21 protein-coding genes are annotated in these 23,390 nt (G+C 65.9%); 4 read left to right on the top strand and 17 right to left on the bottom strand.

The annotated features are described in order from the left end of the window. Nucleotides 1–106 precede the first annotated feature (106 nt). The 8 genes from ACX80M_RS06390 to ACX80M_RS06355 all read right to left on the bottom strand — a co-directional run bounded on the left by ACX80M_RS06390 (nucleotide 107) and on the right by ACX80M_RS06355 (nucleotide 10,599). Nucleotides 107–1,183, bottom strand: coding sequence for an IniB N-terminal domain-containing protein (locus ACX80M_RS06390; RefSeq protein WP_459309266.1), 1,077 nt, complete (start codon nucleotides 1,181–1,183; stop codon nucleotides 107–109). Nucleotides 1,184–1,346: 163 nt separating this feature from the next. Continuing rightward, nucleotides 1,347–3,401 carry a LuxR C-terminal-related transcriptional regulator gene (locus tag ACX80M_RS06385; protein WP_252610623.1) on the bottom strand — a complete coding sequence of 685 codons (2,055 nt, stop codon included), beginning with the start codon at nucleotides 3,399–3,401 and terminating at the stop codon, nucleotides 1,347–1,349. A gap of 3 nt (nucleotides 3,402–3,404) precedes the next feature. Then, on the bottom strand, nucleotides 3,405–5,480 hold the full coding sequence (locus ACX80M_RS06380; RefSeq protein ID WP_459309265.1) for an Hsp70 family protein: 2,076 nt from the start codon (nucleotides 5,478–5,480) through the stop codon (nucleotides 3,405–3,407). A 156-nt stretch (nucleotides 5,481–5,636) separates the two neighbouring features. Then, nucleotides 5,637–6,755, bottom strand: a complete 1,119-nt coding sequence (ccsB, locus tag ACX80M_RS06375) for a c-type cytochrome biogenesis protein CcsB (protein WP_252599885.1) — start codon at nucleotides 6,753–6,755, stop codon at nucleotides 5,637–5,639. Further along, nucleotides 6,755–8,512 carry a cytochrome c biogenesis protein ResB gene (gene resB, locus ACX80M_RS06370; protein WP_459309264.1) on the bottom strand — a complete coding sequence of 586 codons (1,758 nt, stop codon included), beginning with the start codon at nucleotides 8,510–8,512 and terminating at the stop codon, nucleotides 6,755–6,757. Before resB ends, ccsB begins: the two co-directional genes overlap by 1 nt. Beyond that, nucleotides 8,512–9,267 carry a cytochrome c biogenesis CcdA family protein gene (locus ACX80M_RS06365; RefSeq protein ID WP_104060448.1) on the bottom strand — a complete coding sequence of 252 codons (756 nt, stop codon included), beginning with the start codon at nucleotides 9,265–9,267 and terminating at the stop codon, nucleotides 8,512–8,514. Before ACX80M_RS06365 ends, resB begins: the two co-directional genes overlap by 1 nt. A 14-nt stretch (nucleotides 9,268–9,281) precedes the next feature. Then, nucleotides 9,282–9,917, bottom strand: coding sequence for a TlpA family protein disulfide reductase (locus ACX80M_RS06360; RefSeq protein WP_252599883.1), 636 nt, complete (start codon nucleotides 9,915–9,917; stop codon nucleotides 9,282–9,284). A 1-nt stretch (nucleotide 9,918) separates the two neighbouring features. Continuing rightward, nucleotides 9,919–10,599: a histidine phosphatase family protein gene (locus tag ACX80M_RS06355; RefSeq protein WP_252610629.1), complete on the bottom strand. Its 681-nt coding sequence runs from the start codon at nucleotides 10,597–10,599 to the stop codon at nucleotides 9,919–9,921. 202 nt (nucleotides 10,600–10,801) lie between these two features. On the opposite strand from ACX80M_RS06355, the gene ACX80M_RS06350 reads away from it, so the two are divergent. The 3 genes from ACX80M_RS06350 (at nucleotide 10,802) to ACX80M_RS06340 (ending at nucleotide 13,210) form a co-directional block, all read left to right on the top strand. Next, nucleotides 10,802–11,350, top strand: a complete 549-nt coding sequence (locus tag ACX80M_RS06350; protein ID WP_252599881.1) for a YceI family protein — start codon at nucleotides 10,802–10,804, stop codon at nucleotides 11,348–11,350. A 108-nt stretch (nucleotides 11,351–11,458) separates the two neighbouring features. Continuing rightward, on the top strand, nucleotides 11,459–12,211 hold the full coding sequence (locus tag ACX80M_RS06345; protein ID WP_459309263.1) for a hypothetical protein: 753 nt from the start codon (nucleotides 11,459–11,461) through the stop codon (nucleotides 12,209–12,211). A gap of 180 nt (nucleotides 12,212–12,391) precedes the next feature. Further along, complete coding sequence (locus ACX80M_RS06340) at nucleotides 12,392–13,210, top strand: hypothetical protein (RefSeq protein WP_252599879.1); 819 nt, start codon at nucleotides 12,392–12,394, stop codon at nucleotides 13,208–13,210. A 57-nt stretch (nucleotides 13,211–13,267) separates the two neighbouring features. On the opposite strand, the gene ACX80M_RS06335 is transcribed toward ACX80M_RS06340, so the two are convergent. Further along, nucleotides 13,268–13,993 carry a redox-sensing transcriptional repressor Rex gene (locus ACX80M_RS06335; RefSeq protein ID WP_374209912.1) on the bottom strand — a complete coding sequence of 242 codons (726 nt, stop codon included), beginning with the start codon at nucleotides 13,991–13,993 and terminating at the stop codon, nucleotides 13,268–13,270. A gap of 69 nt (nucleotides 13,994–14,062) precedes the next feature. Next, nucleotides 14,063–14,338 carry a glutaredoxin family protein gene (locus tag ACX80M_RS06330; RefSeq protein WP_252599877.1) on the bottom strand — a complete coding sequence of 92 codons (276 nt, stop codon included), beginning with the start codon at nucleotides 14,336–14,338 and terminating at the stop codon, nucleotides 14,063–14,065. A 150-nt stretch (nucleotides 14,339–14,488) separates the two neighbouring features. On the opposite strand from ACX80M_RS06330, the gene ACX80M_RS06325 reads away from it, so the two are divergent. Beyond that, on the top strand, nucleotides 14,489–15,307 hold the full coding sequence (locus ACX80M_RS06325) for an HAD family hydrolase (protein ID WP_252599876.1): 819 nt from the start codon (nucleotides 14,489–14,491) through the stop codon (nucleotides 15,305–15,307). A gap of 253 nt (nucleotides 15,308–15,560) precedes the next feature. Here the strand turns inward: ACX80M_RS06325 and ACX80M_RS06320 are convergent, their stop codons facing one another. From ACX80M_RS06320 to rhaI, 7 genes are all read right to left on the bottom strand, one after another. Further along, complete coding sequence (locus ACX80M_RS06320) at nucleotides 15,561–15,659, bottom strand: 30S ribosomal protein bS22 (protein WP_003792170.1); 99 nt, start codon at nucleotides 15,657–15,659, stop codon at nucleotides 15,561–15,563. A gap of 156 nt (nucleotides 15,660–15,815) precedes the next feature. Continuing rightward, nucleotides 15,816–16,028 carry a helix-turn-helix domain-containing protein gene (locus ACX80M_RS06315; protein ID WP_058931377.1) on the bottom strand — a complete coding sequence of 71 codons (213 nt, stop codon included), beginning with the start codon at nucleotides 16,026–16,028 and terminating at the stop codon, nucleotides 15,816–15,818. A gap of 143 nt (nucleotides 16,029–16,171) precedes the next feature. Continuing rightward, nucleotides 16,172–17,278, bottom strand: a complete 1,107-nt coding sequence (locus ACX80M_RS06310; RefSeq protein ID WP_252610635.1) for a 3-deoxy-7-phosphoheptulonate synthase — start codon at nucleotides 17,276–17,278, stop codon at nucleotides 16,172–16,174. Between the two features lie 335 nt (nucleotides 17,279–17,613). Next, a complete protein-coding gene (locus ACX80M_RS06305) occupies nucleotides 17,614–18,615 on the bottom strand; it encodes an acetylxylan esterase (protein WP_459309262.1) in 1,002 nt (333 codons plus the stop codon). A gap of 50 nt (nucleotides 18,616–18,665) precedes the next feature. Next, the gene (locus ACX80M_RS06300; RefSeq protein WP_252610639.1) at nucleotides 18,666–20,150 is read right to left on the bottom strand and encodes a rhamnulokinase; all 1,485 of its coding nucleotides are present in this window, start codon (nucleotides 20,148–20,150) and stop codon (nucleotides 18,666–18,668) included. Then, on the bottom strand, nucleotides 20,147–22,192 hold the full coding sequence (locus tag ACX80M_RS06295; RefSeq protein WP_459309261.1) for a bifunctional aldolase/short-chain dehydrogenase: 2,046 nt from the start codon (nucleotides 22,190–22,192) through the stop codon (nucleotides 20,147–20,149). The genes ACX80M_RS06300 and ACX80M_RS06295 overlap by 4 nt, the downstream gene beginning before the upstream one ends. 3 nt (nucleotides 22,193–22,195) lie before the next feature. After that, nucleotides 22,196–23,362: an L-rhamnose isomerase gene (gene rhaI / locus ACX80M_RS06290; protein ID WP_252610643.1), complete on the bottom strand. Its 1,167-nt coding sequence runs from the start codon at nucleotides 23,360–23,362 to the stop codon at nucleotides 22,196–22,198. Nucleotides 23,363–23,390: the final 28 nt, after the last annotated feature.

Below are 23,390 nucleotides of genomic sequence, written 5' to 3'. Positions count from 1 at the left end.
GTCCTTTGCAGCAGGAGTGCGGGTGGGGCGGGGGATAATCCGCGAAGAGCCCGGCAGGAGGTCGATGGCCTCCTGCCGGGCGCTCCCGGTACTCGGAATTTGATGATCAGAGGCTGATCTCCGAATCTTCGACCGCGACGTCGGTGTCCACAGCCACGTCAGTGTTCGTCGAGTTGTCCTCGGTGGAGTTGTCCTGGAAAGAATCCTCAACCACAACCTCAACCGGGTTGAAGGAATCAACCACTTCCACCTCGGTGGTCTCCGCCTGCGAGTTGTCGTTGAAGGATTCCTCAACCGCAACCTCGGTGGTGGAGTTGTCTTCGATGGAGTTGTCTTCGATGGAGTTGTCCGAGTTGTCGTTGACTACGATCGAGTTGTCCTCGGTGGAGTTATCGGAGTTGTCCTGGAAGGAATCCTCAATCTTCACCGAGTTATCCACGGAGTTATCCGAGTTATCCGAGTTATCGGAATTATCGGAGTTGTCCGAGTTGTCGTTGAACGAATCAGCGACATCCAGGTCAACGTCGGTGTTGAACGAATCGGCCACATCCAGATCGCGGTTGCCGATGTTGACGTCGCCGCCGGCGGTGATCGAGTTGTCCGTGGAATTGTCCGTGGTGTTGTCCGTGTTGTAGGAGTCGGTGGTGTTGTAGGAGTCCCGGACGTTGTTGTCGTCGCCCGCGGCCAGGGCCTGATCGCCGGATGCGATGACAGCCTCGTTGTCGAACCACTGGTTCACGTCGCCGTCGGCCCAGATGTTCTGGTTGACCGACTGGTCCGTGATCGTGTCCCGGTCATCCACCGTTGAGGTGTAGGAGTAGTTGTTCACCACGTGATGCAGCTGCTGGACAGCGTGGGCGTGATCGTCATGGTGGTCGTGCCCCGGGGTGTGGCCTGAACCGCCGCCTGCAGGAGGCGGGGTGTGGCCGGCGCCGCCGATGCCTCCCGTCCATGAGGTGTTCCCGCCGGTATTGTACTCCCGGTCGAAGGAAGAAGCGTTGACAGTGATGGGTGCGTAGTCCAGGACAACCGGCATAGCGGCGTCAACATCGGCGGAGCAGACTTCGCGCAGGCCGGCACCCTCGAGTGAACGCTCCGGATCGTTCAGGAACTCCTGGGCAGCGGCGGGGTTGTTGAACAGGCCCATCAGGAACTGGACGAGCTGGTTTGCGAGTGTAGGCATTGGATGGTCCTCAAATCTTCTCGGAGTTGTGGATCGCCAGGCCTCGGTGCCGGGCTTAAATCAAACCTAAGGTCCTTCGTGGGGGCCGGGCATCGGTTCTGTCCCCGTACCCGGATGCCCCGCATTAGGGGTTTGCCTGTTTCGTGGCTAGGGGCAGCAGGGCTCAGTCCGGGCCCTGATGATCTGCACTTAGCGCCAGCCTCAGGCGCACCAGCAGATCGGAGCGGTTTTCAGCCCCAAGCCTCCGCCGCATCCTGGCAATGTGATGTTCAGCGGTCCTGGGGGAAATGTAGATGGCTTCGCCGATTTCCCGGTACGTCTTCCCTTCCAGGACCAACCGCGCCACTTCCTTTTCGCGTTCGCTGAGCCCCGAGGCGTCAGGATGCGCGCCATGGTTGTTCTCGGCGGCGCTGCGGCGTACTTCCGGTGACAGCCCGTCGGGTGGCCCGGTGGTTCTGCCCTGCGGGTGGAGGTCCCTGGCGCAGGCAAGGAGCCGCATCATGTCCCTGCGCTCGTCTGCCTGCGCGGCAGCATGTCCTGCCAGCCGGGCCCCTTCCCACGGCATGCCCACCACTTTCAGTCCCCGGGCGGCGTTCTCCACATCCGTCGCCTGGAACCGGCCGGCCAGGACGCTGACCCAGGCCTTGCCTGCGGCGGCGAACACAGCGGCCATGTGACTGTAGTCCGCGGCCCGTACCAGCGCTGCCGCGTGCGGGGCAAGGTCGGCCGGGCTCTTGTTCAGCAGGGCAGCCTGGACCGCCGCCCAGTGAAGCGGAACGGCCCACAGGGGTGGCTCCCCCAGCTTGGTCAGCAGAGCCCACGCTTCATCCAGATAATCCGCGACGCGCCGTGTCTCCCGCAACCGGGCGGCAGCAATCATCAGTTCGCCCCACGGCAGAAGGCTGTAAAGGTCGACGGCGGAGTGCAGCATCGCTTCGCGGGCGCGCTCCCAGGCCATCACGAGGTCATGAACGTCGCCGCTGCGCCGCGCAAGGCCCACTTCCAGGGCCGCGCACAGGAACTCGTCCCTGGGAACCAGCGGCCAGTGGTTGGCTTTGGAGGCTTCGTTGATGGCCAGCCGTGCTTCGCCAGCATCGTCCTGCTGCATGGCCGACCACGCCTGCAAGAGGTGGAGCCGTGGCTTGGCGGCGTCACCGCCCTGCCTCGCGGCGACGGCGGAGCGGATGATGGTGTCCGCTACGTGGGATTCACCGCTGTGGAGGGCCAGTAACGCGGCCAACGCTCCAGGGGTGTCCGGAAGGGGCAGCGCCGAACCGGACGCGTTGAGCATGTCCGAAGCATGGATCAGCAGGGGAAGGCCCTTGTGTGGATCCCGCTCCATCGACTCCATCACGCCCTTGCCCGTTTGCGAAAGCGCCACCGCCAGTAAGGTGGGCGACACCGGTGCCGACCCGGCGGAAAAGGCCTCTTCCGCGCCCGCCCGGTCGCCGCTGCCGATCATGACCACCGCGGCAAGCGGGGCGGACCGGCCCATGTTCGCCGGACCAAGCCAGGCATAGAGGTCGGCACTGCGGACCAGCAGCCCGCGCTGTGCCCAGACGGAAGCAGCAACATCCACGCCAAGTCTGACATCCGGCGGATCAGAGCTCACCAGGAGCCCGTCAATAATCCGGCCCGCGGCGTCGAGGTCGCCCGTTGCGGCTGCGGCCTGGGCGCGGCGGGCAGCGATGCGCAGTTCGTCCGCCCCTGCCAGCAGCGCTTCGCTGTACAGCTGGGCGGCCAGACCGGGGTTCTGAGGCAGTGCTTTGTCCGCTGCGGCTTCGAGTTCGGCGGCGACCCTCGGGTCCGACAGTCCGCCCCTCGCCAGCTCGCGGGCAAGGTCGCCGAAGGGCCGGCCCTCGGCCGAAACAAAACCGACGAGTTCCCGCTGCAATGCATGCACACGGGCTGTGGGCGTGCCGTTCAGGAGTGCGTGTTGCACCGGGCCGACGACGGTCCCGTCGGTAAGCAGCAGGCCCGAGGCCTCGGCGCGGTTTACCACGGCGTCCAGGCCCGGACTGTCAGGGCTTTCCAGCTTGTGCGCCAGCTCACCGGGCAGCGGACCGGGCAAGGTGAACCCCACGGACAGCGCCAGCAGGAGTTCACGGACTGCCGCATTCTCGCCCCGCAACTGCTGTGCCATGTCAGCGGCTCCGGCGGGAGCCGAGGTCCCTGCCTCGTGCAGTTCCCGTTCGGGCTGCGTATGATCGGCGGCCATGCCTCAGACCGCCGGTTCGGTGGTTGGGACAGGATCCGTGGTGGGGGACGGTTCCGCGAACGGGTCGGGCATCGGCGCAGAGGCCGTTGTCGGATCGAGCTCCGGCGCAGGTGCCGACGACGGCTCGGGAGCCGGTCCGGTGGTCGGATCGGGAGCCGGGTCAGTGGTCGGATCGGGAGCCGGGTCAGTGGTCGGATCCGGCGCAGGGTCGGTGGTCGGATCAGTGGTCGGATCCTGTGCAGGGTCGGTGGTCGGATCCGGAGCCGGATCCGGGGCCGGGTCAGTGGTCGGATCAGGTACAGGATCGACGGGCAATGGGACCAGGTCCGGCGACAGGTCCGTCGTCGGGTTGGTCACCGGACCCGGGGTGGAGCCTCCGGAACCCTGTACAGGCTCACCAGAAGTGCCCGTCCCGGCAATGGCCCCGCCGGGGACTGGTTGGCCTGCTTCGGTAGGTGGCCTGCTGGTAGACGAGGCAGCAATGTCCAGTCCCGTGGAACTGGCCGGCGCGCTGCTGTCCTGCAGCTGGGCGCTGGCTTCAATCCCCTGCACGGGGAGCTGCGCCGCGCCTGCTCCTGCACCTGCAGCGCCTGCTCCTGCCGCGGGGCCACCGGAGCCAGGTCCGCCGGTTCCGTCAGGAGGAGCAGCGCTTGGGGTGTCCTTCGCCGCATCTGCCGGCGGGGCGAGCATCGCCGAAAGGCTGCCGAGTCCGTCCGGGCTCTGGGCTGCAGTCGCCGTGAGCCCGGTGAAGAGCGCCACTACCGCTGCTACCGCAGTCAGCCGCACGGTCGAACGTGGCCCGTGCGCGCCGCCCTTGCGCCCGCCCGCATGGGTGCCGGCGGCATGGGCGCCGGCGGCGAGTGCTGCAGCACCGGCGTCGGCATGCCGGGACCAGCTGGCTCGTCGGCCGGCAGCTCCATGATGCCCGTCAGCCTGCGTGAGCACGACGGCGTCAGCCAGCTGTGCGGTCATGGCAGCGGGCTGCGCGGCCCCCTCTGGCTGAGCGCGAAGGGCGGCAACCGCCGCGCCGAGGCAGATGGATGACTTCGGATCGGCGTCCACGGCGATCGGCCGGTCCAGCTGCTCCGAAATCAGCTGTGCCACCAGGGGAATGCGCGATGAGCCGCCGATGAGAAGCACCGCGGACAGGTCGTCCGGGGTGAGCCCCAGGTCCTGCAGGGAACGCTCCAGGGCGTCCACTGTTTCCCGGATGGGCTCGCTGATCATCGCCTCGAAGTCGGACCGGACCAGCCGCACCTGCTGCTGGAATCCCGGCAGCAGCACCGAAATGCTCGCCTCGCTGTCCGCGGACAACGCCTCCTTGGCTTCCACACACTCCCGCCGCAGGCGCGACAGGGCCGCCAGCGCAACGGGCGCCGACGGGTCAAGATTGGCCAGGCCCTGCCCGGCGTGATCGGCAACGTACCGCAGGACGGCTGCGTCGAAGTCGGCGCCGCCCAGTCCCTCGATCCCTTCGGGCCGGCCCAGCAGTTCAAAGTGGCCGGCGTCCGTTTTCTTCAGGACGGCGGTGTCAAAGGTCCCGCCACCGAGGTCGTAGACGGCGATGGTACTGCCAGCCTCCACCCGCACCTGGGCGGCGTAGTGCAGCGCCGCCGCTTCCGGTTCGCTGATCAGCGTGACCTTGGTCAGGTCTTTTGAGGCCAGGGCAGCGAGGATGAGCTGCGTTCGGTGCGCACCCCACGAGGCAGGGTGGGAAAGGATAATGTCCGACGGCGGCGCTCCCTCGCGTTCTTCAGCCCGGTCTGCGACCCATCGGGCCATAGTGGCGAAGACGTCCTCAGCAGGGAGGGAAAGCGTGCCGACGGCAATGGGGACGTCGTCTCCGACCCGCCTTTTGAACTCCCGCACCACGCGCTCCGGGGAGTCAAGGCCGCGGCGCTCGGCCGCCTCCCCCACCAGGATGGGGCCTTCCTCGGGGTAGTAAACCACCGAAGGCACAGCCGTTCCGCGGAGCCCCAGCGGCAGGCTCTCCGGGACAAGTGAAGCGTCGTGATTAATTCGAACTATGGCGGCGGCGGTGAAACTGGTCCCGACGTCAAGGGCGAGAACATAGTTCATGGGCACCTCGGCAAAAAACGCAGCTAGCTGTCTGCGAGCTTCATCACTGACAACTCCCACCAAGGTAGCATCACCGTCTGCGGGGCAACACCCTTATTCATACATCGATTGGCGTATCAGTCGACCGTTGCCAAGGACAGCCGGAGAAACCCCAGTTCAGAGGCCCGAATAGGAGTGCAGACCGTTAAAGAACTGGTTGACGATGGTGAAATTGAAGACCACGCAGAGGTAGCCGACGATCGACAGCCACGCGGCGCGGGTGCCGGTCCAGCCACGTGTGGCGCGGGCGTGCAGGTAGCCCGCGTAGACCACCCAGATCACGAAGGTCCAGACTTCCTTGGTGTCCCAGCCCCAGAACCGGCCCCAGGCTTTTTCAGCCCAGATGGCACCGAACATGAGGGTGAAGGTCCAGCCGATGAAGGCGATGGCGTTGATGCGGTAGGACAGGTTTTCCAGGCTCAGTGCCGAGGGAACCAGTCGCATAAAACCAAGTTTGTCAGCACCACCGGCAGCCACCGTCTTTTGCCGGTGGGACTGCACCAGTTGCAGGGCGGACATGGCGAACGTGAGGGTGAAGAGTGCGGAGGAGAGCACCGCGATGGAGACGTGGATGATCAGCCAGTAGCTCTGCAGCGCAGGGACCAGGTGGCCCACGGGGGTCCAGTAAGCAACCGAGGCGGCCACCAGCATGATGATGGCCAGGCCCACCACAAACGTGCCCAGGAACCGCAGGTCGCGGCGGATCAGCACCAGCAGGAAAACGGCCACGGCCACAAAGGCGCCGGTGGTCAGGAACTCGTACATGTTGCCCCACGGCACCCGGCCTGCACCCACGGCACGCGTGATGACGCCGGCGGCATGGATCAGCACGCCGAGAACGGTGAGGGCAACGGCGACCCGCGCCGGAACGCGGCGTTCCGCCGCGTAGCGCATATCGGCGTCGGCCGTCTGCCCTGCCCCGGAAGCGTCGCCGCCCCGCTTGGCCACGGACGACGACGGCCGCTCGGCCCGGCCCACGGGTCCGGCCAGGTGCGAGTCCACCCTGTTGGTTGCCACAGTGTCGGCTACCGCGGCTGAGCCAGCAGAAGTGCCGGCCATCGCGGGCACCTTGGTTCCGGCAGCCTCGGCCGCCTTCAGGTCAATGGCGCGCAGCGCCCTGCTGCTCTTCGCGAGGTCCCAGGCGAAGGCGATGAAGGCCACGGTGTACGTGCCGGCGGCGAGCAGCATAAACAGCTCGCTGTACTGGCCCATGGTTTCGTTGATGGCGAACGGCATTACTGGTCCTTTTTCGGCCCGGTGGGGCCCGCTGGGGTGGTGAGCGAGTCTGCGCCATTATCGCCCTGGCGGCTGGGAGTTTGCTGGGTGACGCTGGAGTCGGAATCGTCAGCAGATTCGCCGGAATCAGAATCCGCAAGCTGCCACTCTTCGGACAGCAGCTTCCTGACGGCAACCGCTTCCGCGACGAGCCGGTGGTCCTCACCGCGGGCAAGCAGGCCATACTCCACCATGGTGCGGCCGTCCTCGTGGGTCCCGGTCCGCACCCAGACGCGGCGCCGGTTCACGTAGAGCGAGACGATCAGGCCGCCCACGGCCAGCAGCGCGAAAATGAGGGCGTAGAGCTGGCCCGGGTTGTGGTGGATGTCCACGCCCACGTAGCGCTTCACGCTGTCAAAGCTGATGCTGCCTTTGCCGTCCGGCAGGGTGTAGGTGCTGCCCGGAGCCAGGGTAATGCCGCCGGCGTCCAGGTTGCGGGCGTTCAGCGGCGTGAGGTCACTGACGTCCAGTTCAAAGACGTTCTGCGGCGAGCCAGCGTCCAGGCCAAGGTCCCCGAAGTACGAGTTCAGGGTCAGCTGCGGGTTGAAAAGGTCCGGATCGCCGCTGAAGGACACCCCCTCCTCGGTGATAAACGCCGTGGGCAGGAAGAACCCCACAAAGCCCAGCTGTTCGGGCCGTGCGTCGGGGACCTTGATCACCAGGGACGAGTAGTAGTTGTCACCCTGGAGCTTGGCCACCACGGGACCCTGCATGGCCACGTTGCCGGCGCCGTCACGGATGGTCACCACGGGCGCGTAGCCGTTGCCGGTGAGGTAGATGCTGGTGCCGCCCAGGGTCACGGGATCGTTGACCTTCAGGACTTCCTGCTTGGCGGGCGAGTCCGGGGTTTCCCGCGTGGTGACTTCGGCGTTGAAGTCGATGGGCTGGCCGATTTTTCCTGGTGATTCGCGGTCAAACAAGACGTCGAATTTGTCCAGCTGGATGGAATACGGCTGCAGCTGGCTGGACTGGAAGTTGGCGCCGGGGGTGAACTGGTCGTAGCCCACCAGCGTGTTCACGAAGGTGTCGCCCTCCACCAGGATGCGCTGGCCGCTGTAGCCGAACAGGCCGCCCACGGCGACCGAAACCAGCACGCCGATCAGCGACGTGTGGAACACGAGGTTCCCCACCTCCTTGGCGAAGCCGCGCTCGGCGCCCAAAGACGGCCGCGCGCCGTCGTCGTCCCTCACGTCAACGCGGTAGCCGCGCTTCTTCAGCACCCCGGCGGCACTGCGGATGGCGTCCGACGCCGGGAGGCCGGCGTCGGCGGGAACCACCAGGGTGCCGTACTCGGGGAGGCGGGAGAGACGTTTGGGGGTCCGCGGCGGCTGGGAGCGCATGGCCCTGTAGTGGGCGATGGCGCGCGGGACCACGCAGCCGATCAGCGAGATGAACAGCAGGATGTAGATGGCCGAGAACCAGGCCGACGAGTAGACGTCGTAGAGCTGCAGGGTGTCCAGCAGCTTCCCGTAGTCCGGATTGTCCTTAATGTACTGCGTCACGATGGACGGGTTGGCCGGGCGCTGCGGGAACAGCGAACCGGGAACCGCGGCAACGGCCAGGAGCAGCAGCAGGAACAGCGCCGTGCGCATGCTGGTCAGCTGGGTCCAGGCCCAACGCAGCATCTCCACCGGCCCCAGGACAGGCAGCGCCGCCTCAGTTTTGGCGGCGGCAATGGGTGCCGGGGACTTCTTGTTTGCTTTCACGCGCTCGCTCATCAGATCGGCAACTTCACATCGGTTTGGAACCAGTACTGCAATTCGGTGACCCAGGTGCCCCAGACGCCACTGGCCATCAGCAGGCCCAGCACCACCAGGATCCCCCCGCCGATCCGCTGGATGGCCAGGCGGTGCGTGCGGAAGAAGGACATCACGCCCATGCCGCGTCGCACCGCCAGGGCGATCAGCAGGAACGGGATGCCCAGGCCCAGGCTGTAGACAAACGCCAGGAAGGCACCCTTGGCTGCGGAGGAACCGCCGGACAGGCTCAGGAGCTGGACGGCAGAGTAGGTGGGCCCGATGCACGGGGCCCAGCCCAGACCGAACGTGAGGCCCAGCAACGGCGCGCCCCACAGGCCGGCCGGCGGCTTGGCATGGATCTTCGCATCACGCTGCAGCCAGCCGAAACCGCCCATAAACACCACGCCCATGAGGATGACCAGGAGCCCCAGCAGCTGGGTGATCCAGGCATTCTGCGAGCCGGTGATCAGGGTGCCGAGCTGGCCGAACGCGCCGCCCAGAAGCACGAAAATCACCGAGAACCCCAGCACAAAAAGCCCGATGCCCGCCAGCATCCGGCCGCGCTTCTGCTTCTCCAGGTCCACGCCGCTCAGGCCCGTGACGTAGCCTAGGTAGCCGGGCACCAGGGGCAGCACGCACGGCGACAGGAAGGACACCAGGCCGGCGAGCAGCGCCACCGGGATGGCAAGCAGGAGCGAGCCGTTCAGGATGGTTTCGGCGAAGGGGCTGTTCACGGTCCGGGCCGCCGCTACTCTGCCACGGCGGCGGTGATGAGGGCTTTGAGGGTGCCCTTCTGGATTTCGCCCAGCACGCGCGAGGCCACGCGGCCCTGCTTGTCCAGGACCAGCGTGGTGGGGACTGCCCCCGGCGGGACCAGGCCGGAAACGGCCAGGAGCACGCCGCCGTTCTTGTCGTCGAAGCTGGGGTAGGTCAGGTTGAAGGTCTTGTCGAAGGCCTCTGCGGTGCCTTTTTCATCGCGGAGGTTGACGCCGAAGAACTGCACGCCCTGGTCCTTGAAGTCCTTGTGCAGCTCTTCCAGGATGGGTGCTTCAACGCGGCAGGGTGCGCAGGCGGCGAACCAGAAGTTCAGGACCGTCACCTTGCCCTGGAAGTCCGCGGGGGCTATCTGGGTGCCGTTGAACAGCGTGCCGTTAATGGCGACGGCGGCCTTGCGGTCCGCCGCGGTGAACTCGGTCACCGAGCCGTCCCCGGCCACGTAGTTCTTGTTGTCGCCGGCTTTGGCCTGCTTGGCGAGGGCGTCTTCCTGCGCACAGGCGGACAGGCCCAGGGTCAGGGCGGTCAGGGCGGCCCCGCCGGCCGCGAGAACGGCACGGCGGGACGCTGTGCCTGAAATTGCGCGGGACGTTGCGCGAGGGCCAGTCATGTCAGGCTCCGGGGGTGCTGGCGGCACCGGGAAGAAGTACGGCAGCGGGCTCACTGTACTCAACGCGCAGGAGCGAGCCGTCGTCGTCGAACACCAGGGAGGTGATGGACGTCAGCGTGCACTCGCGTTTGCGCGGGTCATGCCACAGCGGCCTGCCTTCGGCACTGAGGCGGGTGGCCCAGATGGGGAGCTGGTGGCTGACCATGATGGCTTCCGGGCCATCGGTTCCGTAGTCCCCGGCGGCCAGTTCGATGGCCCGGAGCCGGACGTCCTCAACAGCTGACATGACGCGCGCGGCCTGTGCCTTGTACGGTTCGCCCCAGGACGGCCGGAACGGGTTGACCAGGTGGGGCCAGTGCTTGGGCTTCCGGAGCTCGGCCTTGGTGACCTTCATGCCCTGGAAGTAGTTTTCCGCTTCAATGATGCGGCTGTCCGTGTGGAGTTCCAGACCAAGCGCCTCCGCCGTGGGGGCCGCTGTTTCCTGCGCCCTGACCAGCGGCGACGCCGCGAGATAGACGATCCTTGCCCCGCGCGCGGCACGTTCGGCGAAGTGGGCGGCGAGCATCTGCGCCATTTCGCGGCCCAGCTCGGAGAGGTGGAATTCGGGCAGCCTGCCGTACAGAACGCGGTCAGGATTGTGGACCTCGCCGTGGCGGAGCAGATGGACAGTGGATTGGGGCATGTTTACCAGTTTCTCAAAGATGGCGTGCTATCCGAAATCTTCTACATCCAGTAGAACTCAAACTTTTGGAAAAATGTTCCGGAACGGGGAACAAAACATGCAAATGCATGTTTATACTGGATGCAGCGGATAGTTGAGGATTCAACAGATGAAGCGTCAAGCTATCCGGACGTACCACCCGACAAACCCAAGGAGAAACACCATGACTCTTCCCGCAGACGTCACCACCGGCACCTGGACCCTCGACAACTCGCACAGCGAGATCGCCTTCACCGTCCGGCACGCAGGCATCAGCAAGGTCCGCGGCCAGTTCAAGGATGCCGTGGCAACCCTGGACCTCGCCGACAACGTGGCCGATTCCAAAATCAGCGCCACCATCCAGACCGCCAGCTTCGACTCCGGCGATGTCAACCGCGACGGCCACGTCCGCGGCGAAGACTTCTTCGACGTCGAGGCCTTCCCGGAAATCTCCTTCGTCTCCAACAGCCTCGTGGCCAAGGGCAACAGCTACGAGCTGACCGGGGACCTCACCATCAAGGGCGTCACCCGCCCCGTTGCCCTTGAGACCGAGTTCAACGGCGTGGCCGTGGACCCGTTCGGCATGACCCGCGCCGGCGTCTCCGCCGAAACCACCATCAGCCGCAAGGACTTCGGCCTGACCTGGAACGCCGTGCTGGAAGCCGGCGGCGTGCTGGTCAGCGACAAGGTTGCCGTCAACCTGGAGCTCGCGTTCATCGCACCCGCAGCATAGTTTTCTTCCTGAAGCACCCCGGCCGCCATGTTTCCCCGGAATCTGGCGGCCGGGGTGCTTTGTTTTATCCCCTAGATACCGGCGGATCCGCGGTCTACAGTGTGACCCATGAGCAACAGTGAAGTACCGCAGCCCCAGCAGCCCCAGCAGCCCGACGCCGAGCAACCCGGCGCCCAGCCGCCCGTCACTCAGCCGCCTGCCACTCAGCCGCCTGCCGGCCACGTTCCTCCTGCCCGGAACGTTCCTCCGGCCGGCTACCAGCCGCCACCCGCCTACCCGCAGCCGGGCCAGGCTTATCCCGCGCCGGGCCAGGCCTACCCGCAGCCCGGCCAGCCATACAACCAGCCGGGCCAGCCGGGCGGCCTCCGTTTTGAGATGCCAACCGACGGCCCCCGCAACTTCAACGACGTTATGCCCAAGGCCGGGTTCTCCGGCATGTTCAGCGTGACCGGGCTGCCCACCGAGCTCAAGGTCTCGTACTGGATCTGGCTCATCGGCGGCATGCTGGGAGTCCTTGGCGGCCTGTTCGGCGTGTTGGGTTCGCTGGCGTTGTTCGTCGTGGCACCCGGGCTGGCCGTTGTGGTCCTCCTGCTCGTCCTGGTGGCACTGGCCCTGGCGGCGGCCCAGATTGTCCTGGTCCTGAAGATGAAGGAGGGCAAGGAATGGGCAAGACTTGCGCTGACCATCGTGGCCGGCGTTTCGCTGGTGCTCGCCGTGCTTGGCGGCAGCGTGGGCGGCGGCGGCATGGGCCAAGGCATCGGCAACAACTGGCTGGGCTTCCTCATCAGCGCCGCGGCAACGGTGCTCATGTGGCTGCCGAACTCGCAGGCCTGGTTCAACGCCGCCAAGGGCCGCGCGTAGACCGGATCCAGTAGAAACACAGTCTTGCGCGACCCCCGCTGAGTTCTGTGGGAATACCTCTCCGGAATGATCCCCCGCGGCACCCGCCGGGGGTACGGTGGGAAGTATGCCGTACTGGGGGCAGGCCAGTTGGACTGCACCCAGCAGCCGAACTGACATCCGACCTGCAAAGGACCGCTCATGAGCACGCCTGTCCCGCCTCCCGTTCCGAACGAGCCCGAGCCCGGCAACCAGCCGCCAGCGCCCCGATACGGCGAGAACAGCCCGCAGTTCGGGCAGCCCACACCGCCGGCGCCCCAGTACGGGCAAAACGCACCGCAGTATGGCCAGCAGACTCCCCCGGCACCCCAGTACGGGCAAAACGGACCGCAGTACGGGCAAAACGCCCCGCAGTATGGCCAGAACAACCCGCCGCAGTTCGGCCAGCCCACGCCTCCGCCTTATGGTCAACAGCCGTACGGGCAGTCCCCTTACACGCAGTACCCGTCCGAGCAGCCGCAGGCCACGGGATCCAACGGGGTTCCCCAGCTGGTCAACATCTCGTTCTGGCTGCTGATTGGCGCGGGTGTTGTGTATGTCATCAGCCTGCTGATGGGCATTGGCATGCTCGATGACCCGGCGATGCGCCGCGCCTTCGAAGACGCCATGCGCAGCGGTGGCGCTACCGGCACGGAGTTTGCCTTTGACGATTTCAAGGGTGTCCTCGCCGGGTCGCTCGTGGTCTTCGCCATCATCGGCGCTGGGCTGTACGCGCTGGTGGCGTTCTTCGTCCGTAAGGGCAAGAACTGGGCCCGCATCCTCGGTACCGTTTTCGCGGCACTGTCCATTTTCGGCCTCTTCGGACCACCGAGCCTTGGAACCGTGGGGACGCTGGCCGGGATCGCAGCGATCGTGCTGCTCTACCTGCCGGCCGCGGCACCTTACTTCCGCAAGCAGCAGCCGTTCGCTAACCCGTACGGCGCCCCGGGCACCACGCCTGGCAACCCCTACGGGCAGTAGTACCAACGAGTCGCATCCACACCCTAACGGACGTGGGCCCCATCAGCCGCCGACGAACTAGGCGGTCTGGTCCGGGGTCTGCGCCCGTTGTGCGTGATAGGCGAGGATCTGCAGTTCGGTGGCCATATCCACCTTGCGGAGGTTGACGCCCTCGGGGACTTGCAGCATAACGGGGGCGAAGCTCAGGATGCTGCGGACGCCGGCCGCCACCACGCGGTCGCACACGGCCTGCGCCACGTGGGCCGGAAGTGCCAGGACCACCATGTTGGCGCCCGTCCGCTGCAACACGGCCTCCATGTCCGCAGCGTCGCTGACGCGCAGCCAGCCGACTTCATTGCCCACCACCATCTGGTCGGCGTCGAAAATTGCCACGACGTCAAACCCGCGGGACTCGAAGCCGCCGTAACGGGCCAGGGCCTTGCCGAGGTTACCCGCGCCAACAATGGCGACCTTCCAGTCGTGGGTCAGCCCTAGGGCTGCGGAGATGTGACGGCTCAGGTACTGCACTTCGTAGCCCACTCCGCGCGTGCCGTAGGAACCCACATAGGAAAGGTCCTTGCGAAGGGTTGACGAGCTCACTCCTGACGCTTCCGCCAGCGATTCCGAAGATACCCGTTCGACGCCGTCGGACAGCAGCGTGTTAAGGGCGCGCAGGTAGATGGTCAGCCGGGCCACCGCTGCGGGCGGTATTTGTTTGGTGGACTCGGCACCGTGGACGGGCTGTGTACTGTGGCCAGCCTCTGTACCTTGGACAGCATGGGGAGATGGATCCAGTGAAGTCACTATCCCCTCCATCCCATCGCGTCGTGACTCCACTCTAGAGCCCCGCCGCTGGTGCCAACAAAGCCGGTGTCATTCTGCGAGGCCGCTTTCCGATTGGGCCATGGCGCGTTTGAGGACGCGCTCCAGCCGGGCTTCGTCGATCTTCCAGAAATCGCGTTGGATTCCATCCACCAGGACTACGGGGATTTCCTCCGCGTACCGCTCACGCAGTTCCGGCAGCTCGTCCACCTGCTGTTCCGTCCACCCGAGTCCCAGCGAGGCAGTAACGCGTCCGACGGCGTCGCGCGCTCCTGCACACAGGTGACAGTCTGCTTTGGTGATGAGGACTACCTCGGGTTTTGCCATGCCTTAACCGTATCGCCCTTCAGGGCAGAGAGCTGGGCAGAGGACAGCGGCCGACGGCGGGGCGTACGGCGACGCGGGTATCCGGGCGAGCGCTGGCACTCGCGCTGGCACTGAAATCTTGGTCACCGAGTATTGACTAGACTCGTGGACATGCCCGAGGAGAAGTACGTCGCTGTGGTGACCCAGCCGGATGCGTTGATGCAGACCGGCGAAGCCGCCTTCTTCGACGTCGATAACACCCTCATGAAAGGCGCCAGCCTCTTCCATGTTGCCCGCAAGATGCACCAACGCGGCGCCTTCACCCTGACGCAGGCTGCGGGGTTCGCATGGAAGCAGTTCAAATTTGTGGCGCGCGGCGAGAACATGGACGATGTCCACGCTGTCCGCGACTCCGCCCTCACCCTCGCCGAGGGCATCACCGTGGAAGACGTCAAGGCCCTGGGCGAAGAGGTCTACGACGAAATGATCGCGTCCAGGATCTGGCCCGGCGCCAAGGCACTGGCGCAGCAGCACCTGCGCGTGGGCCGGCGGGTCTGGCTGGTTACCGCAACCCCCATCGAGGTTGCCGCGGTCATTTCCACCAGGCTCGGCCTGACCGGAGCCTTGGGCACCGTGGGCGAGGTTGCCGACGGCATGTACACCGGCCGGCTGGTGGGCGACATCCTGCACGGTTCCGCCAAGGCAGTGGCAGTGCAGGCCCTGGCCCACGCCGAAGGCCTGGACCTCAAGCGGTGCTGGGCCTACAGCGACTCATATAATGACATCCCGCTGCTGACCCTCGTGGGGCACCCGGTAGCCATCAACCCTGATGCCAGGCTCCGCCGCCACGCGCGGGACAACAACTGGCCGGTCTACGACTTCCGTTCCGGCCGCCGCGCCGCCACCCTGGGGCTCAAGGCAGCAACGGCCGGCGGCGCCGTCTACGGGCTCTGGCGCGGATACTCCCGGATGCGCGGCCCCCGGGCATAAGCTGCCGCCACAGCGGTCGCCGTCGATGTTTCGCGTAGGAGCGCATCGCCGTCGATCGCGGGACAGAGGTCGCCCAGCGACCGCCGGACCGCCTATCGGCGGAAGTGAAAGCCCGCGGGTCCCGGCCCGAGCTTGCGAGGGTTGGGAAAGGCTGAACGCTAAGCGACGGTGAAACGTCGATGGCGACCTCGCGGAGACAAAAAATGCCCGCTGCCGGATAGGCAACGGGCATTTCACGCTTGTCGAAGTATCTCTACTTCTTATTGCGGCGCTGGTGACGGGTCTTACGAAGCAACTTGCGGTGCTTCTTCTTGGCCATACGCTTGCGACGCTTCTTAATAACTGAACCCACGAAAGTTCCTCACAAACTAGATGCAGTACCTGTCTGATGGAAATGGTCCGTGGACAGAGCTACAGACTGAAACAACTGACAGATTCTTACAATGACGTAAAACGTTCCTTAACAGGGTACCGCTTCTTGGCGATGCCCACTGACCGCAGGTAATGCTCAGGCGGTTTCGGAGTGCCCGTCCACCACAGCACCCTTGAGGTACTGCTCGACGGCGCTCTCCGGCACCCGGTACGACCGGCCGAAACGCACGGCGGGCATTTCGCCGGAGTGGACCAGCCGATAGACGGTCATTTTGGAGACGCGCATGACCTCGGCCACTTCGGCCACGGTCAGGAACTTCGCGTTCGAGAAGTTCTGTTCTGCGGACATTTCCCTATTCCTTTGCTGATGGATGACGACAGTACCCCAGCTTTGATTCATATTTCGGTGTGCCGATGCTGAGCCATCCACCAACCATGTGTTAGATACTCTAGAGGTTCATGGGGCTGTAGTGAAAGTCATCCGGGCAATCATTAAGCGGTCCGGCGCTTCCGGGCGGACGCCGCGAGCTGATCGAGGACCGAAACGGAGACGTCCCAATCCATGCACGCGTCCGTGACACTCTGCCCGTAGACCAGTTCCGCCCGGCCCGCCGCATGCTCGGTGACATCCAGGTTCTGGGCTCCGCCCACCAGGAAGCTCTCCAGCATGACACCCGCGATGGCCTGTGCCGCCTCGCCGCCGTCCTCCAGCTGTGCGCCGATTTCCAGCGCCACTTCCGCCTGCCGGTGGTGGCTCTTGCCGCTGTTGGCGTGGCTGGCGTCCACGATCAGCCGGGGGTTGAGCCCCTTGCCGGCGAGCTTGGCGGAGGCGCTTTCGACGTCGGCCGCTGAGTAATTGGGGCCCTTCCGTCCACCTCGGAGGATGACGTGGGTGTCCGGGTTCCCGGCAGTGGCCACCAGCGCGGCCCGGCCATCGCCGTCGATCCCCAGGAATGCTTGGGCGGCAGCGGCGGCGCCGCACGCGTCGAGCGCAACCTGGAGGTCGCCGTCGGTCCCGTTCTTGAAGCCGATGGGCATGGAGAGACCGGAGGCAAGCTGGCGGTGGATCTGGCTCTCGGTGGTGCGCGCCCCGATGGCTCCCCACGAGATGAGGTCCGCCATGTACTGGGGGCTGATGGGTTCCAGGAATTCGGTGGCGGTGGGCAGTCCCAGCGCGGTGACCTGCTGCAGGAATTCCCTGGCGGTCCGGAGCCCGGTGACCATGTCATGGCTGCCGTCCAGGCGAGGATCGTTGATCAGGCCCTTCCAGCCCACCGTCGTGCGGGGCTTTTCGAAGTAGGTGCGCATCACGATCAGGAGGTCGCCACGGTGCTTCTCGGCCTGGCTGACCAGGCGGCGGGCGTATTCCAGTCCAGCCTTGGGATCGTGGATGGAGCACGGGCCCACGATGACCAGCAGCCTGTCATCCACGCCGTCCATGATGGCCCGGACTTCGTCGCGGCCACGCTCGACGACGTCTGTCACCCGGGCATCCAGGGGCAGCTCGGCGATGAGCTCCTGGGGCGTGGGCAGCGGCGTGAATTCGCTGACGCGCAGATTGGACGTGGATTTTGAGGGAGTGGCTGTCGCGGTGCTCATGTTCGGGTCCTGTTCCAGATAGGAAGCGGGCCCAGATCAGAACCCGCCGGAGAAATGGCGAAGGGCAGAGAATGATCTCTGCCCTGTTGGCTCTGAAGGAAGATGGATGCGTGTCAGTTAGACGCGGGCTCCTCCAGAGCCAACGAAAAATACGCATACCAACGGTTTGTCATAGGCAAACCATAACCGCGGGCTGCGACCGCCGCAAAATCACGGCCGTCACACATGGAAATCCGGGCTTAAGTCAGTCGCCTCGTCCCCCAACTGAGTAGCGCTATCTGTCGTTTTGAGCGTCCAAAACGACAGATGGCGCTACCTACTTGGTCACTTGGGTGTCAGGCCAGGAGCTCGCGGAGGTACTGCAGCTGCCTGATCCAGTGGTGCTCCTGGCCGCCCTCGTGGTTGTTGAACCGGTAGACCGCGATGTCCTTTTGTGCCGCGGAGCCGCTGCCGTAGGCGTTGAAGCTGGCGAACACGGTGGATGGCGGGCAGACATCGTCCATCTGCGCCACCGAGTACAGAGCAGGTGCGGTGGCCGCCCGGGCGAGGTTGACGCCGTCGAAATTGTTCAGGACCGCGAGCATCGGCTCGTACCGGTCCCGGTGCCTGCCCAGGAACGCCGCGATTTCCGGATAGGGGCCGCGGGCAGCGATGTCGATCGACCGGGGGAAGTCCTGCAGGAAGGGGACGTCGGGCAGCGCGGCGATGACGCCGTCGAGCCTTCCCGCCACCAGCCCCGCAACCGCCACCACAATGCCGCCACCCTGGCTGATTCCGGCCAGGACCACGCGCGAAGGATCCACCTCGGGGTGGGACTGCGCCGCTTCCACCGCACGGAACGCGTCCACGTACACGCGGCGGTAGTAGTAGTCCTCGCGGCTGCCGGCGCCCCTGGTCATCAGCCCCGCGTAGGCCACCTCGCCCGCGGACGGGTGGGGATCCGCCGTCTCGCCGAGGATCCCGCCATAGCCCTGGCCGCGCGTGTCCATGATGAACTGCGCATAGCCGGCCTGCGCCCATTTGGTGTCCTGGTTGACGAGGCCGCGGCCGCCCGAGTAACCGATGTACTGGACAACGACGGGCAGCCGGCTTCTGGCGCGCCGGTTCGCCGGGAGGTGCAGCCAGCCCCTGATCGGTGCGCCGCCGTAGCCGGCGAACGTCACGTCGAAGGTGTCGATGACCGACAGGTGGTTCTCGACCGGCCCGAACATTGCGTTGAGCGGGAACGTCCGGGCCTCGTCGAGCGTGGCGTCCCAAAAGTCCTGCAGATCGGCGGGCGGCGTGACCCTCGAGGTGTAGCCGCGGAGCTGGTCAAGGGAAAGGTCGAATAGGGGCATGCTGCTGTCCGGTCCTGTCGCGCTTGATAGGTGCTGCTGGGTGGCGGGTGCTACAGCCGCGAAAGCTGCGGCGTGAACGTCTGCAGCTCGTGCGAAGACACCACCAGTCGGCGCAGTTCCGTGAGCCCCCCGCTGACGTGCCCGGCAGCACGGGCCTGGACCAGGACATTCCCGAGGGCGGTCGCTTCCACCGGCCCGGCCACCACTTTTTTGCCGGTGGTGTCGGCCGTGAGTTGGCAGAGGAGTCTGTTTTGGGATCCGCCGCCCACGATGTGGACGATGTCCACGGTGCGGTCTGCCAGGCGTTCGGCGTCCGCGATGGTGCGCGCGTAGCCCGTGGCGAGACTGTCCATGATGCAGCGGGTGATGGCCGCGGGGTCATCAGGCAGTTGTTCCCCGGTGTGGCGGACTGTGGCGCGGATGCGCTCCGGCATGTTGTCCGGGGCGATGAAGGCGGAATCGTCCGGATTGATCTGCGGGCCACCCGGAGGCAACGCCGCTGCGGCGGCCAGCAGATCAGCGAGTTCCGGGATGAAGCCCTCCGCGGCCCAGGTCCGCTGGCATTCGCTGAGCAGCCATAGCCCGCCCATGTTCCTCAGGTAGCGGATAGTGCCGTCCACGCCGCGCTCGTTGGTGAAGTTCGCTGCCCTGCTGGCCTCGGTCAGGACCGGCTGATCCAGTTCCAGCCCCACCAGAGACCAGGTGCCCGAGGAGATGTACGCGAAATTCTCTTTCTCAGACGGGACGGCGGCGACGGCGGAGGCGGTGTCGTGCGAGCCGACGGCCACCACCTTGGTGCCGGCCGGCAGACCCACCCTGGACGCGATCTCCGGCAGCAGCGTGCCTACGGTTTCGCCGGGCTCGATCAGCGGCGGGAACAGGTCTTTGGGCAGGCCCAGGGCGGTGAGGAACTCGGAGGCCCACTCCCCCGCGACGGCGTCAAACAGACCTGTGGTTGAGGCGTTGGTGGATTCCGTGCGGCGCTGTTCCGTCAGGAAGAATGCGATGAGGTCCGGGATCAGCAGCGCCTGCAGACCGTCCAGATCCCGCTCCGTGGCCAGCTGGTACAGGGTGTTGAACTGCAGGAACTGCAGCCCGGTAGTGCCGTAAAGCCGGGCAGGGTCCAGTTTCCGGTGCACGGGCGCAACGGCGGCGCGGCTGCGGTCATCGCGGTAGCTGAACGGCTGCGCCGTCAGCTCCCCGGCGGCGTTGACGAGGCCGTAGTCCACCGCCCAGGTGTCGATCCCGATGCTCATGATGGTCTCGCCCTGCACGGCCGCCACGGTGGCGGCGGCGCTCAGGCCCGCGAGGACCTCGGCGAACAGGGCGTCGAAATCCCAGCGGAGGCCGCCGTCGAGCTCCACCACACCGTTGGGGAAACGGTGCACCGTTTCCAGCTCCACGATGGAACCGGTGATCCGGCCAAGGATGACCCGGCCGGAGGAGGCACCGATGTCGACGGCGGCGAACACGCTGCGGGCGGAAGTACCGCCGCCGTCGACACCGCCCTGTGCATGGGATGCGGTTCTGCTCATCGGAGGAAAGCTGCTGCCACCCCGGCGTCCACGGGGATGTGGAGGCCGGTGGTGTGGGACAGTTCGTTGCTGGTGAGGACCGCGGCGGCGTTGGCCACGTGCTCAGGCAGGACTTCGCGCTTGAGCAGCGTGCGCTGGGCGTAGTACTTGCCGAGTTCCTGCTCGTCCACGCCGTAGACTGCAGCGCGCTTGGCGCCCCAGCCGCCGGCGAAGATGCCGGAGCCGCGGACCACACCGTCGGGGTTGATGCCGTTGACGCGGATGCCGTATTCGCCCAGTTCGGCCGCGAGAAGCCGGACCTGATGGGCCTGGTCAGCCTTGGTGGCCGAGTAGGCGATGTTGTTCGGGCCCGCGAACACGGAGTTCTTGGAGGAGATGTAGATGATGTCCCCGCCCATGTCCTGGGCGATCATGACCTTCGCCGCGGCCTTCGAAACCAGGAAAGAGCCCTTGGCCATCACGTTGTGCTGCAGGTCCCAGTCCTTCTCGGTGGTTTCGAGCAGCGGCTTGGAGATGGACAGGCCGGCGTTGTTGACCACCAGGTCCAGGCCACCGAACGCCAGCACCGCCTCCTGGATCGCGGCTGCGATCTGCGCTTCGTCGGTCACGTCCGCCTGGACGCCGATGGCGACGTCCGCGCCGCCCAACTCCGCGGCGACGGCCTGGGCGCTCTCCAGGTTCAGGTCGGCAATAACTACGCACGCGCCGTCGGACGCCAGCCGGGTGGCGATCGCCTTGCCGATGCCCGACGCCGCGCCGGTGACCAGCGCGATGCGGGAGGCGTGCGATTTCGGCTTCGGGAGGCGCGCGAGCTTGGCTTCCTCGAGGGACCAGTATTCGATCCGGAACTTCTCGGATTCCTCGATCGGGGCGTAGGTGGAGATCGCCTCGGCGCCGCGCATCACGTTGATTGCGTTGAGGTAGAACTCGCCGGCGACACGGGCGGTCTGCTTGTTCGCTCCGTAGGAGAACATGCCAACACCCGGGACCAGCACAATCGCCGGGTCCGCGCCGCGCAGCGCCGGGGAATCCGGTACCGCGTGGCGGTCGTAGTAGGCCTGGTAGTCCTCGCGGTAGGCAGTGTGGAGTTCCTTCAGCCGGGCGATGGAGTCCTCGATGGAGGCGTCCGCAGGCAGGTCCAGGATCAGCGGCTTGACCTTGGTGCGCAGGAAATGATCCGGGCAGGAGGTGCCCAGGGCACCCAGGCGCGGGTGCTCGGCCGCTGCCAGGAAGTCAAGCACGACGGCGTCATCACTGACGTGCCCCAGCTGCGGTTTGTCCGTGGAGGCCAGGCCGCGGATCACCGGTGCCAGCGCGGCGGCCTTGGCTTTTCTTTCCGCTTCCGGGAGCGCGCCATAGCCGGCCAGCTTGGCACCGAAGGGTTCGGCTTTGCCGTTCTCCTCGATGAACTTCTCGGCCTGCTCAATGATCCACAGCGAGTTGGCCTCGGCTTCTTCGCTGGTGGAGCCCCAGGCGGTGATGCCGTGCCCGCCGAGGATGGTGCCGATGGCCTGCGGGTTGGCGTCCTTGATCGCGGCGATGTCCAGGCCGAGCTGGAAACCGGGCCGGCGCCACGGAACCCAGAGAACCTTGTTGCCGAAGATCTTGGTGGTCAGGGTCTCGCCGTCCACCGCGGTGGCGATGGCGATCCCGGAGTCCGGGTGCAGGTGGTCCACGTGCGCGGCGTTCACCAGGCCATGCATGGCGGTATCGATCGACGGTGCGGCGCCGCCCTTGCCGTGCAGGCAGTAATCAAACGCGGCCACCATCTCGTCTTCGCGCTCAACGCCCGGGTAGACATTCCTCAGCGCGTTCAGCCGGTCCAGGCGCAGCACCGCGAGGTTCCCCGCTTTGAGTGTGCCGAGGTCTCCTCCGGAGCCCTTGACCCACAAAAGCTGGACATCCTCACCCGTGACCGGGTCCTTCTCCGTGCCCTTGGCCGAGGTGTTGCCACCGGCAAAGTTGGTGTTCCGCTTGTCCGCACCCAGGCGGTTGGAACGGCTGATGAGGTCCTGGACTGTCTTATTGATTCCCGTAGTCATTGCTTAGGCGCCCCATCCGGCTTGCTGGCCGCCTGCGCGGTCCTCGTTGATCTGTTTCTGGTAACCGCTGGCCTTGAAGGCGGCCATCGGGTCCGCGGGCAGCCCGCGGGATTCACGCCATTCGGCCAGGATGGGCCGGACGTCCGTGTAGAACGCGTCGTTGAACAAGCCGTTGGCGGCCAGGACATCCCCGGACCGCTGGGCCTCGCTCAGGGCTGCGGTGTCCACCAGCAGGGCGCGTGCCGTCATCTCCTGGACGTTCAGGACCGAGCGGATCTGGCCCGGGATCTTCTCCTCCAGGTTGTGGCACTGATCCAGCATCAGCGCCACACCGGAATCCTTGCCGAAGCCGCCGCCACGGATTACCTCGTACATGATCCGGAACAGCTGGAACGGATCCGCGGCCCCCACGATCAGGTCATCGTCGGCGTAGAAGCGGGAGTTGAAATCAAAGGAGCCCAGCTTGCCCAGGCGCAGCAGCTGCATCACGATGAACTCGATGTTGGTGCCCGGGGCGTGGTGGCCGGTGTCCAGGCAGACCATCGCCTTATCGCCCAGCGCCAGGGTCTGCGCGTAGGAGGTACCCCAGTCCGGAACGTCGGTGTGATAGAAAGCCGGCTCGAAGAACTTGTACTCCAGGACCAGCCGCTGGTTCCCGCCCAGGCCCGCATAGATCTCCTGCAGCGACTCGGCCAACCGGTCCTGGCGTCCGCGAAGATCGTCCTGGCCCGGGTAGTTCGTGCCGTCCGCCAGCCAGACCTTCAGGTCCTGCGAGCCCGTGGCATGCATAATCTCGATGCACTCAAGGTGATGGGCGATGGCCCGGCGCCGCACCGACCCGTTCGACGACGTCAAGGAACCGAACTTGTACTCGTCATCCTGGAACGTGTTCGAGTTGATGGTGCCCAGGCCTACGCCCAGGCCGGCCGCGTACTCCTTCAGGACGGCGTAGTCATCCACCTTGTCCCACGGAATATGCAGGGCCACAGTGGGGGCCAGGCCGGTCAGCTCGTGCACCTTCGCGGCGTCCGCGATCTTCTCCTGCACCGTCCGCGGCGTGCCCGGCGTGCCGAACACCTTAAAGCGCGTGCCTGAATTTCCATAGGCCCACGAGGGGACCTCGATGGCAAGCTCCCCGAGCCTGCCCAGCGCCGTTGCTACGTCATTCATGTTGGTTTCTTCCCGGTCCTTAGTGATG

The sequence above is a fragment of the Pseudarthrobacter sp. MDT1-22 genome, assembly GCF_054511035.1.
This window is presented reverse-complemented; position numbering and strand designations above follow the sequence as displayed.

Bases quoted from the DNA above. Each gene is read 5' to 3' on its own strand.
- ACX80M_RS06295 (WP_459309261.1), bottom strand. From the start codon at position 22,192: ATGACTACGGGAATCAATAAGACAGTCCAGGACCTCATCAGCCGTTCC.
- ACX80M_RS06390 (WP_459309266.1), bottom strand. From the start codon at position 1,183: ATGCCTACACTCGCAAACCAGCTCGTCCAGTTCCTGATGGGCCTGTTC.
- ACX80M_RS06360 (WP_252599883.1), bottom strand. From the start codon at position 9,917: ATGACTGGCCCTCGCGCAACGTCCCGCGCAATTTCAGGCACAGCGTCC.
- ACX80M_RS06355 (WP_252610629.1), bottom strand. From the start codon at position 10,599: ATGCCCCAATCCACTGTCCATCTGCTCCGCCACGGCGAGGTCCACAAT.
- ACX80M_RS06310 (WP_252610635.1), bottom strand. From the start codon at position 17,278: ATGAGCACCGCGACAGCCACTCCCTCAAAATCCACGTCCAATCTGCGC.
- ACX80M_RS06380 (WP_459309265.1), bottom strand. From the start codon at position 5,480: ATGAACTATGTTCTCGCCCTTGACGTCGGGACCAGTTTCACCGCCGCC.
- ACX80M_RS06330 (WP_252599877.1), bottom strand. From the start codon at position 14,338: ATGGCAAAACCCGAGGTAGTCCTCATCACCAAAGCAGACTGTCACCTG.
- ACX80M_RS06345 (WP_459309263.1), top strand. From the start codon at position 11,459: ATGAGCAACAGTGAAGTACCGCAGCCCCAGCAGCCCCAGCAGCCCGAC.
- ccsB (WP_252599885.1), bottom strand. From the start codon at position 6,755: ATGCCGTTCGCCATCAACGAAACCATGGGCCAGTACAGCGAGCTGTTT.
- ACX80M_RS06385 (WP_252610623.1), bottom strand. From the start codon at position 3,401: ATGGCCGCCGATCATACGCAGCCCGAACGGGAACTGCACGAGGCAGGG.
- ACX80M_RS06325 (WP_252599876.1), top strand. From the start codon at position 14,489: ATGCCCGAGGAGAAGTACGTCGCTGTGGTGACCCAGCCGGATGCGTTG.
- ACX80M_RS06340 (WP_252599879.1), top strand. From the start codon at position 12,392: ATGAGCACGCCTGTCCCGCCTCCCGTTCCGAACGAGCCCGAGCCCGGC.
- ACX80M_RS06315 (WP_058931377.1), bottom strand. From the start codon at position 16,028: ATGTCCGCAGAACAGAACTTCTCGAACGCGAAGTTCCTGACCGTGGCC.
- rhaI (WP_252610643.1), bottom strand. From the start codon at position 23,362: ATGAATGACGTAGCAACGGCGCTGGGCAGGCTCGGGGAGCTTGCCATC.
- ACX80M_RS06305 (WP_459309262.1), bottom strand. From the start codon at position 18,615: ATGCCCCTATTCGACCTTTCCCTTGACCAGCTCCGCGGCTACACCTCG.
- resB (WP_459309264.1), bottom strand. From the start codon at position 8,512: ATGAGCGAGCGCGTGAAAGCAAACAAGAAGTCCCCGGCACCCATTGCC.
- ACX80M_RS06300 (WP_252610639.1), bottom strand. From the start codon at position 20,150: ATGAGCAGAACCGCATCCCATGCACAGGGCGGTGTCGACGGCGGCGGT.
- ACX80M_RS06350 (WP_252599881.1), top strand. From the start codon at position 10,802: ATGACTCTTCCCGCAGACGTCACCACCGGCACCTGGACCCTCGACAAC.